This is a genomic window from Halobacillus sp. AWH4_228 (assembly GCF_056158365.1).
Genome location: NZ_JBSWTE010000001.1, coordinates 1962668 through 1978054, shown reverse-complemented (window position 1 = coordinate 1978054; position 15387 = coordinate 1962668). Strand labels below are relative to the sequence as shown.

Below are 15387 nucleotides of genomic sequence, written 5' to 3'. Positions count from 1 at the left end.
GTTCAGCGCTCCACCGTGATTTCTTCATGGTAGGGCGCTTTTTCATTCAGATTCAGCGGCTGAAAAGATATCCCCTTGAGCCATTCGCCCCATAAAGGATAAGAGAAGATAAAGCAGATGAGAACTATGAATACGATAAACCAAAAACTGATCCAGGCGGTGCTGACTTTCCACCTGATTCTTCCCGTTCTGCTCGTATGGACCTCCTGCCGCGGCGGCAGCCCCAGCACGTCGAGGTCTTCCTGTTCCTTTTCTTCATGGATTTCGCGTTTATCCGTCTGATGCATGCTTCTCCCCCCATTTCCCGAGTCTGATCCAGACACCGAGAACAACATCAATGATGAAATGAGCTGTAATGGTAACAGGGAGACTTCCTGTTACTTCATACATGTACCCGATAAAGAAACTGACAAATAAAACCGATAGCAGCAGCACCACCCGTGTTAAGTAACGGATATGCAGAATGGCAAACAGTACACTTGCCGTTATATAACCGAACTCATGATGGAGGACGCCCCTGAACAGCATTTCCTCGCTTACGGCAACGAGCAGAGTGATGAAGATAATTCCAGGAAAAGACCGGCTCGCAAAAACCCTTTTATTGACTCCTCCATCATCATAAGCCCTCACAGGTAAAACATACAGGAGAAACAAATCAATGAGAAGGATAATAAGTCCTGGAATGACACCGTAAAGCCACCAGTGCCTCCAGTTTATGTGAAATTGCTCCTGCCATTCCGCAAGAAACGAATCAAAAAGAAAGGCACTTGCTACGACAGCGGCAGACATAATGATCATCTGCGTCAAAAGGAGGTGAAAGGTGATTTGTTTGTCTGACATTTCCTGGATCATTTCCTGCTGGGCCTCACGCATGGGGCGGCCCCTGATGAAAAATCATCTGCAGGCGCTCTCTCCAAGATTCTGCTGCCGGAGTTTCCAATGATTCATGAAAGGTCAGATGATTTACAGAAAAACCACAGGCATCACAGCATGGAACATAAGGCGCCCGGATTTGGTCCTGAAAAGATTGGTATAACGCTTCCCTGCGGCATCCTGTATGATGGATCCATGTCAGCATTTCCGTAAGTTTCCCCTGTTTATAGGTCCACCGTTCCCGCAGCAGCGCATGCAGCCGGCTCTCGAAATCCATCGGAAACGGCTGAACCTTTCCATGATCCAGCACGCCCCGCTCTTCTGCCTGGTATTTGATGAAATTCCACTGCGATTCAGAAAGTTGAAGCTGCTCCATGATCGATGCGTCCTCCAAAAGTCCGCGTCCTTCCTGACGTTTCAAATAACCAAGGACCAGATCCAGCTGCTCCCGCTCAGGCAGCTCACTCTGGATAAGCATTTGAGGAAGGTAGTGATCTTTTTTTGTAAACAAAACGAGACTGGCAGAAGGTTTTCCGTCCCTTCCCGCACGACCGATTTCCTGAATAAACGACTCGGTCTGGGCCGGGAGGTGAAAATGAATAACCAGACGGATGTCTTTTTTATCCACGCCCATACCAAAGGCACTTGTACAGCAGATCACATCCAGCTGCCCATTCATAAACTGCTGTTGAACGAGCATACGGTCCGTCTGTTCCATGCCTCCGTGATAGAAGGCGGTCCGGTGGCTGAGCTTCTCTCTCAGCACAAAGCTTACCTTCTCCGCCCACTGGCGGCTGGAGAAATAGATCATCGTCGGTGCGTGTATATGGGAGAGGATGTTTACGATTCTTTCTGTTTTCTCGTCGGGGCTTTGGACTTCCTCCACTGACAGGCTGATGTTCTGTTTATCCATAGGATAGATATGGCGGACCATCCCCGGACGGTTTAGTTTCTCCATGATATCCCCCTGGACTTCAGGTGTAGCAGTGGCGCTCAGAGCAAGTACAGGAGGGCTCCCTATCGAATCAATGATCCGGTGCAGTTTCAGATAATCTGTACGGAATTCGTGCCCCCACTGGGAGATGCAGTGAGCTTCGTCAATGACAAAAAGTGGAACGGTCATTCGTTTAAAGTCCTCCTGGAGCCGTTCATTTTGAAGCATTTCCGGTGAAATATAGACAAGATCATACTGATCAAGGTTCTGAATCACTTGTTTTTTTTCCTTTATGTCCATAAAGCTGTTCAATGCTGTAACCGATTTATATCCGGCTGCCTTCAACTGCTTCACCTGATCGACCATCAAGGATATAAGCGGGGAGACAACGATGGTTGTTCCTTGGAGAAGCCGTGCGGGCAGTTGATAGCATAAGGATTTACCCGTGCCTGTTGGAAGAATCCCCAGAACATCGTTTCCGTCCATCACATCCCGGATGACATCTTCCTGCCCTTCCCGGAACTGATCAAAGCCGAAATATTTTTTTAATGCTGCTGCTAGCTGTGTACTCAAGATAATGGCTTCCTTTCTATGTGCGTGCTCCGCCCATGAGCCAGAGCCAGGCGGATTTCAAAGTAATCATAGACGCCTCCAAGATCCTGATGAATGTGCTTCAGCCGCTGGGTATTCAAATCAACCGCTTTTTGATTGATCTCCACGACCTGGTCCGCCGTCAAAAAGGGAGAGACGTCAAAGTCAGGAGTTACAAGGGCGGCTTCCACAATATGATCCTGTATCGTGCTTTTCTTCAAACGCCGGATAGTCACAATCTCTTCAAGGGAAAGCCCCTGGGCTATAAGCTGATAGGTTTTCCCCGCGGACGCTGTAACGAGATGGGAGGCTTGAAGACCGCGGGTGCATAAATGGAGGACAGGATAGGCATCCTGGTCCATTTTTGCCTGCTGAAATAGATAATAGTACGTATGTCTCAGCCCCAGCAGGACATCCTCCTTGGACATCCTGAATTTTTCTTTAAGCTGATCCATAGTCAGACCTATCCACCCTCCACCCGTAAGGCGGTGAGTAAACAGCTCCGCCTGGATTGGATCATGACCAGAAAGAAGCCTTTCCAGTTCTTCATACAAGGATTGGTTGAGGCGGGCCAGCTTATTCTGGAAAGTGGCGAACACCTTTTTCACCCATAGCTGGGCTTCTGGATTGTCAACAATGGCTACATAGGACTGAATCCCCGCTTCTTTATTTGAAGACGCCTGTACGAGAAGGTTTAAACGGGAAATGAAGGCCGGGACCACTTCATGCCAGGTCATCCCCTGAAAATACGGGAACGTGTGCGGAGACGGCTGCCGGCTGTTTTCTGTTATGTGCGGGAAACTCTGCTCATTCAGAACGATTTCTCCACGATGAGACATCTGGTCGATCACGGTATCCAGTCGTCTGCGGTCCAGCTCTGGAAAAATACCGAACAGATGATCAAGCTGATATGCTTTGGCATCCTGCATGGTCTGGGAGGATCTTTTCCCTGTCAGCATATTAAAAATACCAGATACCGTCCGTTCCCCTTTAAACCGCTGGATGCAGTGAAGAACAATAGATTCAAACATCCACCCACCACCTTTCTCGTTTGATTTTTTCATCGTTCGTACAACACGCCCTGAAAAACAGCTCCTAGTCAACCATTTGAAAAATACAGGGGGGAGATTTACAATAGGACGTGGACCACTTTCATAGACAATGCCTGTCAATATAGAATGGTTAGAAAAAGGAGGGGAAAACCCTTTGGCGAAATACACGATGGTCGATAAAGAAACCTGTATTGCCTGCGGGGCCTGCGGGGCTGCTGCTCCGGACATCTATGATTATGATGACGAAGGACTTGCCTTTGCAGTGATGGATGATAATGAGGGGACGGAAGCTGTACCCGATTTATATGAGGAAGATATGGAAGATGCCTTTGACGGCTGTCCAACCGATTCTATTAAAATTGCGGAAGCTCCTTTTCATGGAGATCCGTTGAAATTCGAATAATATACACCGGCCCCTTTTAAAAAGGGGCCTTTCTTATATGTCACGTGCTATCTTCTCCAAATGGAGTTCTGCCTCCACACGATTCCATGTTGAAAAAAGCCTCGTTCCCGCTCTACTGATGCGGAAATGTCCGCTCCTTTCATTTCGTTCGAGCTTAAAACTGCTTTTTTCAGTGATGACCGTCCACGTCACCGGCAGGGTGGATGGGACTTCCTCCCCGGCGTTTATATGAAGATGGGCAGCCGTTTCCAATATTTCCAGAGGCGCATCGCCCAAGACTCTCCTGATGATCTCACTTTCTCTGAAGAGCGCACAGACCGCTGTGACCGTCGTCCACCCAGCCGTCGTTCGCTGCTTTTCGATTTGAACAAGGGTCTTTTTGGACAGACCAATGATTTCAGCCATACGGTTCTGTGTGTATCCATATTCCACCCGGATAAGCTTCATTTTTCGAGAAATTAATTGCTGTATCTCCATTTGATCCATCTGCATGTCTCCTTTTTCAGACGGTTCTATTTTAACATGCATCAGCCGGAACGTCCCAAAAAAAAACTCCCCTGAACATGGGGAGTTTGGTAAGGATCATGATTCTACATTAAAGGGACCGGGCAGATCGACAGGTTTTGTTAAATCATACCCTCCTACTTCCTCCACTCCCATTCCACCAAAGGTGACCCGGGACATCCCGAAATGGCGGGCCGTAGCTGAAACAGCCTCAATCATCAGAATGAGTTCCTGTTCGCTCTTCCACTCCTGATGAGTAATGTCCAGCTGTACATGCCCTTCTTCAACCTTATCGACGGCAAATTCCACATGGTCTGGTACAGAGGGTCTGATATACGTTCCTCCACCTTTCTCCTTCATCAAGTTCAACACGTCTTCCAGCGATGGTTTCCCTTCCGTAGGAACCGGAGCCAGATAAGAGGAGGACTGGGCGTTATACTGGTACAGCTTAAACATATACTCCCCTTCCGAAATCGGGTCCAGGCTGTTCAGTTCCCCGTAATTCCCCATCGGGACCGAATCATAGGAAGGACGATTCAACGCAATGGTGCGCACTCCTTTTCCTTCCAACTCCCAGCGGATACTTTCCATGAGCATTTGCACATACGCAGTTCCTGCCGGCTCAAATTCATCCGGAAAAGTAACCTCCGCCTTTTTCGTCTCTTCATCAATATCAATCTCGACGTTCTGTAGAAGCCTGTCTGACAGCCCTTTCTCCTCCGCTTTTTCCTTTGTATAAGGAAGAGCATCGTGAGTGGAAACCGGAATAACAACTTCCGCATTCCTTCCCGGATAAGCGAATGTAAACCACTCATCCTCCTTGATAGAGAACGATCCATCGGGCGCCTCAGAAGACTCCCCCTCTTCCTTCGCAGCGGATCCTGCAGAACTTTCTTTTTCAGGGCTCTCCAGAGACGGGGAAGCTTCATCACTGGTCTGTGTGGAAGGCTGGGTATTCAATTGTTGATTCTGTGCCATAAAGACAGGGATAAAGACGGCGAGCAGTACGAGCACGGCACAGACGGCAAATCCAGGCCCCAGCCACGAAGGGATACGTTTTTCCTTCCGGTGTAACTTTTGGTTGACTGCCTTGTAGAGAACATCTCTGGATTGATGATCTTTTATGGAAGGAAGCCTGGATAACTGCTTTTCCACGTTCTGTCTATTAGATTTTTTCATATTCTCCTCCCCCTCCTTCCACTGAATCTGTATATTCTTTCACGGTTTTCAGCGCTCGATGCTGTGTCGTTTTCACTTTACTTTCTGTCCAGCCCGTAACCTCGGAAGTTTCCTTAATCGAAAGCCCCTGGATATAACGGAGGATCAAAACGGTCCGCTGATCGACAGAGCAATGGTTCATCGCCAGGTAGACATGCCGCACATCCTCACTCTGGATAATGATTTCTTCAGGGAGTGGAGCGCGGTCAGGAAGCTGGGCGCCCTTATCGCCCCAGTCAAAAAATTCAGCCACACGATCCCGCGTCCTTTTCTGACGGCGGAAGTGATCGATGGTTACGTGACGAGCAATGGAAAACAACCACGTTTTTTCCGAGCTTTTCCCATGAAAAGATTGATAGGATTTCAACACTTTCACGTAAACATCCTGGACAAGATCCTCCGCCAGGTTACGGTCTTTTACCATATAAAAAATGAACTGAAACAGGTCCTGGTGGTAATGATCATAAAGTTCATCAAAGAACGCTCTCAATGGCTGTACCTCCTGCGATACTTATTTAGACGCTCCTATGTATCAAACGTTACACTTTCATCTTAAAGTCTTCGTTTAGAAAAGAAAACCAGATCTTTCAAACGTCCAAAAAAAACGTAGAAGCAGCCTGCAGCAGGCAGCTTCTACGTTACGGATGGTAAGGGATCTTGAAGGTGAAGGTTGTCCCTTCTTTCAGCCGGCTGTGAACACTGATTGAACCTTCATGAGCCTCTACAATGTTCTTCGTGATGGCAAGACCAAGGCCGGTCCCTTTCTTGTAATTCTTATTTTCACGCTTTCTTGATTTATCTGCTTTATAAAAACGCTCGAATACAAACGGCAGATCCTCTTCAGGAATGCCGAGGCCGGAGTCACTGACCGCCCCCACCCATGCCCCGGTTCCGGCTTCCACACGAATCATGACTTCGCCGCCTGTTTCTGTATGACGGATGGCATTATCAATCAGGTTGGTAAACACCTGCTCGATCCGGTCGGGATCAAAAGAGGCCGTTTCCACTTGAGGATCTATAGCTGAATGAAGGATCACGCCCTTTTCATTCGCAACCCCCTGGAACTTCCTGATGATCTTATGCATGTAGGATTCCATATCCAACGTCTCCATGGACAACTGGATATGCCCCGCCTCCATACGGGCCAGATCGAGCAGTTCATTGACGAGCCTGCCGATCCGAAGCGATTCATCATGGATAATCTGAGCCAGTTCATTCTTTTCCTCTTTGCTTTCCGCGATGTCGTCCACAATAGCTTCACTGTAGCCCTGGAGCATCGAAATAGGCGTGCGAAGCTCATGGGATACATTGGCAATGAAATCTTTCCTTAGTTTATCCAGACGCCTCTCATCTGTCATATCCCTTAGAACAGCCACCGCACCACGGATTTTCTGACGATCGTATAGAGGCGTCATTAAAATCACCCATGACCGCCCCTGCAGAGTTGCTTCTGTCATCAACTCCTGTTCTTCGATAATGACGCGCTGCAGCAGTTCCTGTAATGGTTCAGGAAGATCTACGTGTCCATCTGCCCCTTGATTTTCAAACTCATACGCCTCCAAGTACTGTTCAGCAGGCGGATTGGATACAAGAACATCCCCTTGACGGTTCACGGTAATAACCCCATCCGCCATGGACCTAAGAATCCCGGACAGCTGTTCTTTCTCATGATTCAGGGCATTAATATGAAATTTCAGCTCCCGACCCATCCGATTAAAAGCCATAGCAAGCTCGCCGATTTCATCATGAGTACGGATCGGGATTTTCGTATTGAAGCGGCCTTTAGCAAGTTCAAGGGCGCTTTCCCTCATTTTTATCAAAGGCGAAGTAATTCTCGTCGACAAGAAGAAAGCAAAGATGGTAGTTAAAACAATGGCAATCCCTGCACCAAGGAAGATGATTTTAGTCGTTTGTTCAGAAGTCTCTTCAATCGTATCCAGCGACTGATAGACAAACACCGCCCCCTGACCCTCGGTGAGGGGTGTACCTACAACCATAATGCCGGTTTCTCCGGCACTCAGATCAGCTACCTTTTTCACGTCCATGCCTTCTTCCATAACCGTGGATAAATCAGGGTCGCTTCTAAACCAATCATAATTGATGACAGGAAGATTCTCAGAGGAGCTTTCCGCCGCAATCTGACGGTCCGGGCCCCACGTAATGACAGCCCGGCTCGCAGGATCTTTGACGAGTTCTGTCGTAGACAAAAGAAGATCCTCATCCGACTCATACCTCTCCACCACTTCCGATATTTTATCAGCGGTCTGGAGAAGATGCCGTTCCGCCTCAAGAATGTGGTAATTCTGAAAAAACTCCAATAAAAGGATGGTTAAAATAAACAGAACAAAACATACGAGAAAGAGGATGGTAAACCACAATTTACCTACGACACTACGCCAGAACATCAATCGCCGGAGACCTCAAATTTATAGCCGATGCCCCATACCGTTACAATCATTCCGGCAGCTTCTGCGGACACTTTACTGAGTTTTTCACGCAGTCGTTTCACATGGGTATCGACCGTTCTCAAATCCCCGAAAAATTCGTACTGCCATACCTCTTTCAAAAGCCTTTCCCTATCAAAAACCTTATCCGGGGCCTGCGCCATAAAATGCAGTAGTTCATACTCTTTCGGTGTCAAAGATACTTCATTCCCATCAGCGGTTACACGGTGGGCATCATTATCAATCGTCATATGAGGAAAAACAAGGACGTTGCGGGCAGAGGTTTCCGTTTCCAAAAACTTCGTCGAGGAAGACCTGCGCAGCAGGGCCTTCACCCGCAGAACCACTTCCCTCGGACTGAAAGGCTTCACAATATAATCGTCAGCCCCTGCTTCAAAGCCCTGGACACGATTCGCTTCTTCTCCTTTGGCCGTCAGCATAATCACCGGTGTCGCTTTCTTCTCACGCAGTTCACGGCAGACGTCAATGCCGTCTTTCCCCGGAAGCATCAAATCCAACAAGATCACATCATAATCTTCCTGGACCGCTTTTTGGAAGGCTTCTTCGCCATCCTCTGCCTCCTCAATCACGTAATCTTCTCTTTCAAGATACATACGGATCAACCGGCGGATACGTTCCTCATCGTCCACGACCAGTATTTTAGCTTCTCGTTCCATAATATCTTCCTCCATTACCATTTAAATCGATTGAATGTACAGCAAGGGCAGCACGATTCAAAACCGTCTGCCCTTGATCTTATGCATAAGAATGCAAACCTGAAATGATTAAGTTAACGGCGATCAAATTAAACATAATGATACCGAAACCACCAACAGCCAGCCAGGCAGACTTCATCCCCTGCCATCCGCGGGAAAGGCGGAGGTGCAGATAAGCGGCATAAAAGAAGAAGGTGATCAAAGCCCAGACCTCTTTCGGGTCCCAGCCCCAGAACCTGTCCCATGCCTGCTGGGCCCAAATCATAGCGAAGATCAGTGCCCCGAGCGTAAAGACCGGAAACCCGATGGCTACCGCCCGGTAAGACACTTCATCAACAAGCTCAGGATTAACCTTTTTCAACAGCGGCTGAATGACCGCCGCAATACGTCTGCGGAAAACGAGGCGTAAGCCCCAGTAAAGAACAAGTCCGCCAGCGACAGCCCAGAGGAATGTATTGAATTTCTTCGCTGCATCTTCGCCACGCATCCATTCAGGAGCATCAAACAAAGGAGATACCGCATCTTCAGTCAGTAATTCCCCTCCAGCAGGGCCTGCAATGGCGGGCATCTCATAGGTGATGGTCATCGGCTGTCCTTCGACTGGTGCTTCAAAATCCGCCTGGTAATTAAGAGCACTGAAGGTTGAGGAAAGTACGATAAACGCAACTGTAGCGGCAATGATATAGATGACAAACTCAAGCCACATCGTATGCTTGGATCGTTTCGTCTGATCCACCTGCCGGATAAGAAAGATTAAACCGGCGACAAAGCTTACGGACAGGATTCCTTGACCGAGAGAAGCTGTCGTTACATGAATATAAAGCCAGTGCGACTGCAGGGACGGGACGAGAGGTGAAATCTCTGTCGGAAACATGCTCGCAAATGCAATGAGAAGCAGAGCAATCGGCAGGGCAAACAGACCCAGCAGATCCACACGGTAAATAAAGTAAAGGACAATAAAAGCAAAAACGAGCATCATCCCAAAGAATGTCGTGTATTCAAACAAATTACTGACTGGGGCATGACCACTTGCTCCCCACCTTGTAAAGAAATATCCAAGCTGCGTAAGAAATCCTATGATGGTAATCGTAATACCGATATTTCCAGCCACTCTGCTGCTGCCTTTCTTCTTATCTCTTATTGTTCCCCCGAAGAAGAAGGTAGCCGTCAAGTAGATGAAAAATGCCGCATAAAGCAGGTTACTGCTTATGGTCGTTAAATCTCCCATGTTCATCCTCCTGACTCTATGATTTCATTTCGTGCTGATCGACGGGAGCTTCTATTCCTGTTCCCTCAATCGCTTTATCAATCTCCATCCTTAATGCATACCAGTTTTTATTCGTATGCCCTGCAATCCAGACACCATCACTTCTAGGCTGAAGCCAGATTCTGCGGTGGTTCCAGTACATGCCCTGGGCAACACCGATCATAAAGACAGCGCCTCCAAAAGCAATCAGCCAGAGCGTTTCATCCTTTTTCACGGTCAGACCGGTCACATCCCTGACATCAAATTCAGTCAGACCGAGCTTGTACTCATTTTCACCACCAGCATCAACATTGGCTCCTATACCGAGAAAACTGGTTTCAGGTTCAGACTCCCCTGGAGGAAATAATTGAAAAACAAAGGCCGGGTTCCTTGGATACTTCGACACGGAAACCGGTTCCCCATCTTCCAGTTCATAATCAGGAAAATAGTTGGCGATTTCCACCCTGTAGCCTCCGTCCAGTTCATATGTAGATTGAGGATCTGTCAGATCGACGGTGAATTCTCCATAGTTGGTCGATTCGTCATCCTTGTCATGAATCTTAAAGGACATTTCCTTGAATTCATTCAGCTGATAACTGGCTTGATAAAGGGCATAATCACCGAATTTCAAAGGATTGTTCATCGTGGATGCCCCTTCTTTGACCTGCTCCAGCTCCGGTTCAGCTCCCGGGACATCCGAATTGGTGCGCTCATAGATCACAGCATCCGTCCGGAAGGTTTTAGGAATGGCTCCATTCTGATTTTCAATCGCTTCTTTAAACCGGGCATCATCAGGATTATCCTTGTCATACGTTTCCAGTGTAAAAGCTTTATTTTCAATATAATACTGCCCATCCGTTCCGGAAATTAAAATGGTTTCCCCTTCCCGGACCCAGATGAATTCATCGACATAAAAAGCCGGGACGAATCGGAGAAGAGCCCCGATCAGAAAAATGATCAGGCCGATGTGGTTGACATACGGTCCCCACCGGGCAAACCGGTTTTTCTCCGCCAGCAGATGACCATCCTGTTCAAACACACGAAAACGCCGTTTCTTCAGGTTGGTTTTGAAACGCTCCACATCCACTTTCTGAGTTTCTGTCGTTCCGAACACCCGCTGTTTCTTCATAAACAACTCATGCCGTTTCGGCTTCTGGTTTTTCAAGGTTTTGTATAGAGGAAAAAATCGGTCGATGCTCGCAATAACGATGGAAATACCGATCATGGCAATCAGCAGCATATACCACCAGGAACTGAATAAATCATGAAAACCAAGCTGATAATAAATCTGACCTGCGATTCCGTATTGATCCCGGTAGTGGATGGCCGGATCAGCATTCCCAGGTATAAACACTTCCTGTGGAAAAATCGTTCCTACTGCTGAAGCTATGACAGTAATAAAAATGAGCCAAACGCCCACTTTAACAGAGGAAAAGAAATTCCATATTTTATCAACCATCGTCCGGTTATACGTCTGGGACCTGCGGGCACTGCCATCATAGCGCATGTTCAGCAATTCCTTCTGATCATTGCCGTCAATATGCTGATTCCCCTCGATCGGTTTTCCGCAGGACTCACATAAAACGGTACCTTCGGGGTTTACGTGTCCACACTCACAGGTAATCTCATTCATAATAAAACCTCACAATATATAAGTAGACTCTATTCCTCTGGTGAAATCTCCTGCAGGTACCCCTCCAGTTTTTCCAATGTCAGCGGGCCGATCACCTGCTCTTCAATATCACCTTCCGGATTGATGAATAAGGTCGAAGGGATCGGACCGATGTTATACAGATCCATCACCTGTCCTTTTTTATCCTGAAGAATCGGGAAGGAGAGGTTATATTCATTCACAAAGTTTTCTACAACCAATTCTGTTGAATCCAGGTTGACGGCAAGGATCTCCACACCTTTTTCCTTATACTCGGCGTATAACTCTTCCATATAAGGCATCTCATCCTTGCACGGACCACAATAGGTGGCCCAGAAGTTCAGCATGACTCCCTGCCCTTCCAAATCACTCAATTGAACCGTTTCTTCCGTACCGAATTTCTTCAATTGAAAATCAGGCGCCTCTTCCCCTTTGGCAACAGCCACCTGATCATCTTTTCCATTTGCCACGAGAGCAAAAACGACAAGGCCAATCATAACCGTCAGCATGGCAGCCCGGAAGATCAGCCTTTTTTTCTTTTTCCGGATGGTTTTCTCTTTCATAGCCGTCACTCCCAGATCATTATATCATCGATTGGAAAGTCAAAATATGAACGTTATTCAACATTTTCTTCAGCGAGCTGGCGCAGCTGTTTCACTTCAAAAGGCTTCAGAGGACGATAATCTCCGGCATTCAGCCCTTTAAGGTCCAGCGTTCCGTATCGTTCACGTTTCAGTTTATCTACCGGGAAACCGAGGGTATCGAACATACGGCGCACCTGACGGTTTTTCCCTTCATGCAGAATAACCTGAACGATTGCTGTATTTTTTCTGGAATCCGTAGAGTTGATTTTTGCATGGACAGCTTTTAAATACTCCCCGTCCACCGTGATCCCTTTTTTCAACTGCTTCAACTGTTCCGGCGTCGGAATCCCTTTCGTTTTTGCGATATATACTTTGTTGACTTCATGGCTGGGATGCATAAGCATATTAGCGAAGTCCCCGTCATTAGTGAGCAGGATCAAGCCGGATGTATCATAATCCAGGCGTCCGATCGGGAAAATCCTCTCTTTCACTTCAGGAAGAAAGTCTGTTACGACTTTCCGGCCTTTGTCATCGCTTACACTGGAAATCACACCTCTTGGTTTATAGAGCATGAAATAGACAGGTTCCTCTTTATCGATTGGGACACCCTCTACTTCAACATCGTCGTTTTTTCCAACCTTTGTTCCAAGTTCCGTGATAATTTCACCATTCACTTTCACTTTTCCATCCAAAATCATCTGTTCTGCTTTTCTTCGTGATGCAACACCGGCATGGGCGATCACCTTTTGTAGTCGTTCCTTCTCTGCCATACGACCGTCACCAACTTTCTTCTGTTTCTAAAATCTCTCATGTCCCCTGCAGCTTTCCTTAAGCAAGTGAACATACCATTTACATTATACACATTCTATATAGGTTTGAACAAAAAAATCATCCTATCATTGGAATAGGATGATCACAATTATGATTGATGCCAGTATACCAACTAAATCTGCAAGGAGTCCAACCTTCAATGCATCGCCCATCCGCTTGATTCCTACAGCACCGAAATAGACGGTGATGATGTAAAGCGTAGTATCTGTGCTTCCCTGCATGACGGATGCCAGATAGCCGATGAAAGAATCAGGGCCGAACGTGCGGATCAGTTCTGTTGTCATACTCAATGCGGCCGTTCCCGAGATGGGCCGGATAAAAGCCAGCGGCAGAATTTCCTCCGGTGCGCCGAAAGCATTCATAACGGGTTCGAACAATACGAGCACCGCTCCCATAGCTCCTGAGGCCTGAAAGACGGCGATGGATACCATCATGCCTAGAAGGAAGGGCAGCAGGGACACAGCAATCTGCAGCCCTTCCTTACTCCCTTCTACGAAAACCTCATAAGAGGGAATCTTTTTTATGGTAGCCGTGACCAGTACGAGGCAGATGATTCCCGGAATCAGCCATATACTGATCATAATCCAAGCCTCCGCTTTCTCCTGTAATAAAAATAGCGGTCGATGCAGAGGGCGGCGCAGGTGGAAATGATTGTGGCCAGTATGGTAGCCCCGATGATCGATGTAGGGTCAGAGGATCCATATTTCATCCTGACCGCTATAACGGTTGTAGGAATCAACGTTAACGAGGATGTGTTGAGGGCAAGCAGGGTAATCATGGAACGGCTGGCATGGTCCGAACCGGATAGATCCTTCAATTCCTTCATCGCCTTCAGCCCCATCGGCGTCGCTGCATTCCCCAGCCCGAACATATTGGCCGTCATGTTCGATAAAATGTATCCAAGTGCAGGATGGTTGTCCGGGATATCTGGAAAGATCCGGCGGACTACAGGTTTAAATAACACAGCAAGTCCTCTTAACAATCCAGCTTCTTCCGCGATCTTCATCAGCCCAAGCCAGAACACCAGCACCCCCGCGAGACTGATCGTAATCATAACAGCCTCATCCAGCGTCTGAAATATCGCCTGGTTGACCTCTTTCATTGTGCCGTTGAATGCCGCATAAACAATACCGATGATTGCAAGAAGCGCCCAGATCAGGTTGACCATGGCGCCACCCCCATCATCCGGTGAAGAAAATCACCGACTTCCCGCAGAAAAGACTGCGACGGCCGTTCTTTCCAAACGGCTGCTTCTACGATTGGGACGCGGCCCGACTTGTAATAAGTAACCCCTGCCATGATTTCCGCCCCTTCTTCTACAGGGTAAAACACGGCCTCCAACTGCTCTTTTTCAGATGGAAGTAATGGATAAGCTAAATCTCTCGGTACATAATAGGTTTCTCCCCCCACTTTCACCGTGCCTTTCTTCTGCAGAAGGACGGTTTCAAAATGGGCGAATCCCCACTCGAACATGTTTCTATGATCATTCCAATCGTCCGGTGCATTCAAAGTGACCGCAATCAATTCCATTCCCTCTTTAGCAGCAGAGGTGACCAGCGTCCGTCCTGCTGCCTTGGTGAAACCTGTCTTTCCACCATTTGTCGGATCATAATACTGAGTGAGCATTTTGTTCTTGTTCATCCACGCGTAGTCCCTGTTTTCTGAAAGGTAGGATTCGCTTCCCGTAATTTCACGAAACGTTTCATCTTTCATTGCATAAGCCATCAGCAGGCCTAAGTCGTAGGCGCTCGAAAGATGGAATTCCCCGTCCAGGCCGTGGGGGTTTTCAAACCGGCTGTCATTCATCCCGAGCCATGCGGCCTTATCATTCATCATCTGGACAAAGCCTTCAACACTTCCTCCCACATGTTCAGCTATAGCAACCGCTGCATCATTCCCACTCCGGAGCATGAGACCATAAACAAGATCCTTTAAGCGGATACTTTCTTTTTCTGTTAGATAAATGGAAGATCCCTCTGTATACACGGCTCTCTTACTTACGGAAACCTTCTCATCCATTTTGCCTGATTCAACGGCAATCAACGCCGTCATGATTTTAGTTGTACTGGCAATCAAAGCTGGTTCGTAGGCATCTTTTTCATACAGGACCCGTCCGGATGCTGCATCCATCAAAACCGCGTGCTCGGCTGATACAGACAGCGCTCCTTCAGCTTGAACCGGGTGTAAACTAAACCATTGGAAAGCGAGCAGGGCGGTCAAAATCATATATAAACACCTTTTCAAGAGGAGCTCCTCCCATTCTAGTCGTTTGCTACACCTTATGCCTGAATGTACAGGCATATGAATCATGAAGCTCCCGCCCAGTCGTAAAAAAATGCT

At 47.6% G+C, this 15387-nt stretch carries 17 protein-coding genes; 1 reads left to right on the top strand and 16 read right to left on the bottom strand.

Annotation, left to right across the window (positions count from 1 at the left end; genetic code table 11):
* Window positions 1-2: 2 nt before the first annotated feature.
* From ACXADP_RS09980 to ACXADP_RS09965, 4 genes are read right to left on the bottom strand one after another with little or no spacing between them, the layout of a single operon-like run.
* Window positions 3-287 carry a hypothetical protein gene (locus ACXADP_RS09980; protein WP_474971368.1) on the bottom strand — a complete coding sequence of 95 codons (285 nt, stop codon included), beginning with the start codon at window positions 285-287 and terminating at the stop codon, window positions 3-5.
* Window positions 271-873, bottom strand: a complete 603-nt coding sequence (locus ACXADP_RS09975) for a lysostaphin resistance A-like protein (RefSeq protein ID WP_474971367.1) — start codon at window positions 871-873, stop codon at window positions 271-273. Before ACXADP_RS09975 ends, ACXADP_RS09980 begins: the two co-directional genes overlap by 17 nt.
* A complete protein-coding gene (locus tag ACXADP_RS09970) occupies window positions 866-2380 on the bottom strand; it encodes a RecQ family ATP-dependent DNA helicase (RefSeq protein ID WP_474968714.1) in 1515 nt (504 codons plus the stop codon). Before ACXADP_RS09970 ends, ACXADP_RS09975 begins: the two co-directional genes overlap by 8 nt.
* A complete protein-coding gene (locus ACXADP_RS09965) occupies window positions 2377-3429 on the bottom strand; it encodes a YpbB family protein (protein WP_474971366.1) in 1053 nt (350 codons plus the stop codon). Before ACXADP_RS09965 ends, ACXADP_RS09970 begins: the two co-directional genes overlap by 4 nt.
* Before the next feature lie 175 nt (window positions 3430-3604).
* Here ACXADP_RS09965 and ACXADP_RS09960 point away from each other — a divergent pair, with 175 nt between their 5' ends.
* Window positions 3605-3853 carry a ferredoxin gene (locus ACXADP_RS09960; RefSeq protein WP_027954456.1) on the top strand — a complete coding sequence of 83 codons (249 nt, stop codon included), beginning with the start codon at window positions 3605-3607 and terminating at the stop codon, window positions 3851-3853.
* A gap of 33 nt (window positions 3854-3886) precedes the next feature.
* On the opposite strand, the gene ACXADP_RS09955 is transcribed toward ACXADP_RS09960, so the two are convergent.
* From ACXADP_RS09955 to ACXADP_RS09900, 12 genes are all read right to left on the bottom strand, one after another.
* Window positions 3887-4339 (bottom strand): helix-turn-helix transcriptional regulator, encoded by a 453-nt coding sequence (locus ACXADP_RS09955; RefSeq protein ID WP_474971365.1) that lies wholly within the window; start codon window positions 4337-4339, stop codon window positions 3887-3889.
* 96 nt (window positions 4340-4435) lie between these two features.
* Window positions 4436-5536, bottom strand: a complete 1101-nt coding sequence (locus tag ACXADP_RS09950) for a hypothetical protein (protein ID WP_474968717.1) — start codon at window positions 5534-5536, stop codon at window positions 4436-4438.
* A complete protein-coding gene (gene sigX, locus ACXADP_RS09945; RefSeq protein ID WP_474968718.1) occupies window positions 5523-6065 on the bottom strand; it encodes an RNA polymerase sigma factor SigX in 543 nt (180 codons plus the stop codon). Before sigX ends, ACXADP_RS09950 begins: the two co-directional genes overlap by 14 nt.
* Window positions 6066-6213: 148 nt before the next feature.
* Window positions 6214-7980 (bottom strand): ATP-binding protein, encoded by a 1767-nt coding sequence (locus ACXADP_RS09940; protein ID WP_474968719.1) that lies wholly within the window; start codon window positions 7978-7980, stop codon window positions 6214-6216.
* Window positions 7980-8696 (bottom strand): response regulator transcription factor, encoded by a 717-nt coding sequence (locus ACXADP_RS09935; protein WP_474968720.1) that lies wholly within the window; start codon window positions 8694-8696, stop codon window positions 7980-7982. The genes ACXADP_RS09940 and ACXADP_RS09935 overlap by 1 nt, the downstream gene beginning before the upstream one ends.
* Before the next feature lie 79 nt (window positions 8697-8775).
* A complete protein-coding gene (gene ccsB, locus ACXADP_RS09930) occupies window positions 8776-9963 on the bottom strand; it encodes a c-type cytochrome biogenesis protein CcsB (RefSeq protein ID WP_474968721.1) in 1188 nt (395 codons plus the stop codon).
* Window positions 9964-9979: 16 nt separating this feature from the next.
* Window positions 9980-11614 (bottom strand): cytochrome c biogenesis protein ResB, encoded by a 1635-nt coding sequence (gene resB / locus ACXADP_RS09925; RefSeq protein ID WP_474971364.1) that lies wholly within the window; start codon window positions 11612-11614, stop codon window positions 9980-9982.
* A gap of 29 nt (window positions 11615-11643) precedes the next feature.
* Window positions 11644-12195 (bottom strand): thiol-disulfide oxidoreductase ResA, encoded by a 552-nt coding sequence (resA, locus tag ACXADP_RS09920; protein WP_474968724.1) that lies wholly within the window; start codon window positions 12193-12195, stop codon window positions 11644-11646.
* A gap of 53 nt (window positions 12196-12248) precedes the next feature.
* Window positions 12249-12986: a pseudouridine synthase gene (locus ACXADP_RS09915; RefSeq protein ID WP_474968725.1), complete on the bottom strand. Its 738-nt coding sequence runs from the start codon at window positions 12984-12986 to the stop codon at window positions 12249-12251.
* 126 nt (window positions 12987-13112) lie between these two features.
* The gene (locus ACXADP_RS09910) at window positions 13113-13628 is read right to left on the bottom strand and encodes a spore maturation protein (RefSeq protein ID WP_474968726.1); all 516 of its coding nucleotides are present in this window, start codon (window positions 13626-13628) and stop codon (window positions 13113-13115) included.
* Complete coding sequence (locus ACXADP_RS09905) at window positions 13625-14215, bottom strand: nucleoside recognition domain-containing protein (RefSeq protein ID WP_027954467.1); 591 nt, start codon at window positions 14213-14215, stop codon at window positions 13625-13627. Before ACXADP_RS09905 ends, ACXADP_RS09910 begins: the two co-directional genes overlap by 4 nt.
* The gene (locus tag ACXADP_RS09900; RefSeq protein WP_474972306.1) at window positions 14203-15273 is read right to left on the bottom strand and encodes a D-alanyl-D-alanine carboxypeptidase family protein; all 1071 of its coding nucleotides are present in this window, start codon (window positions 15271-15273) and stop codon (window positions 14203-14205) included. Before ACXADP_RS09900 ends, ACXADP_RS09905 begins: the two co-directional genes overlap by 13 nt.
* Window positions 15274-15387 lie beyond the last annotated feature (114 nt).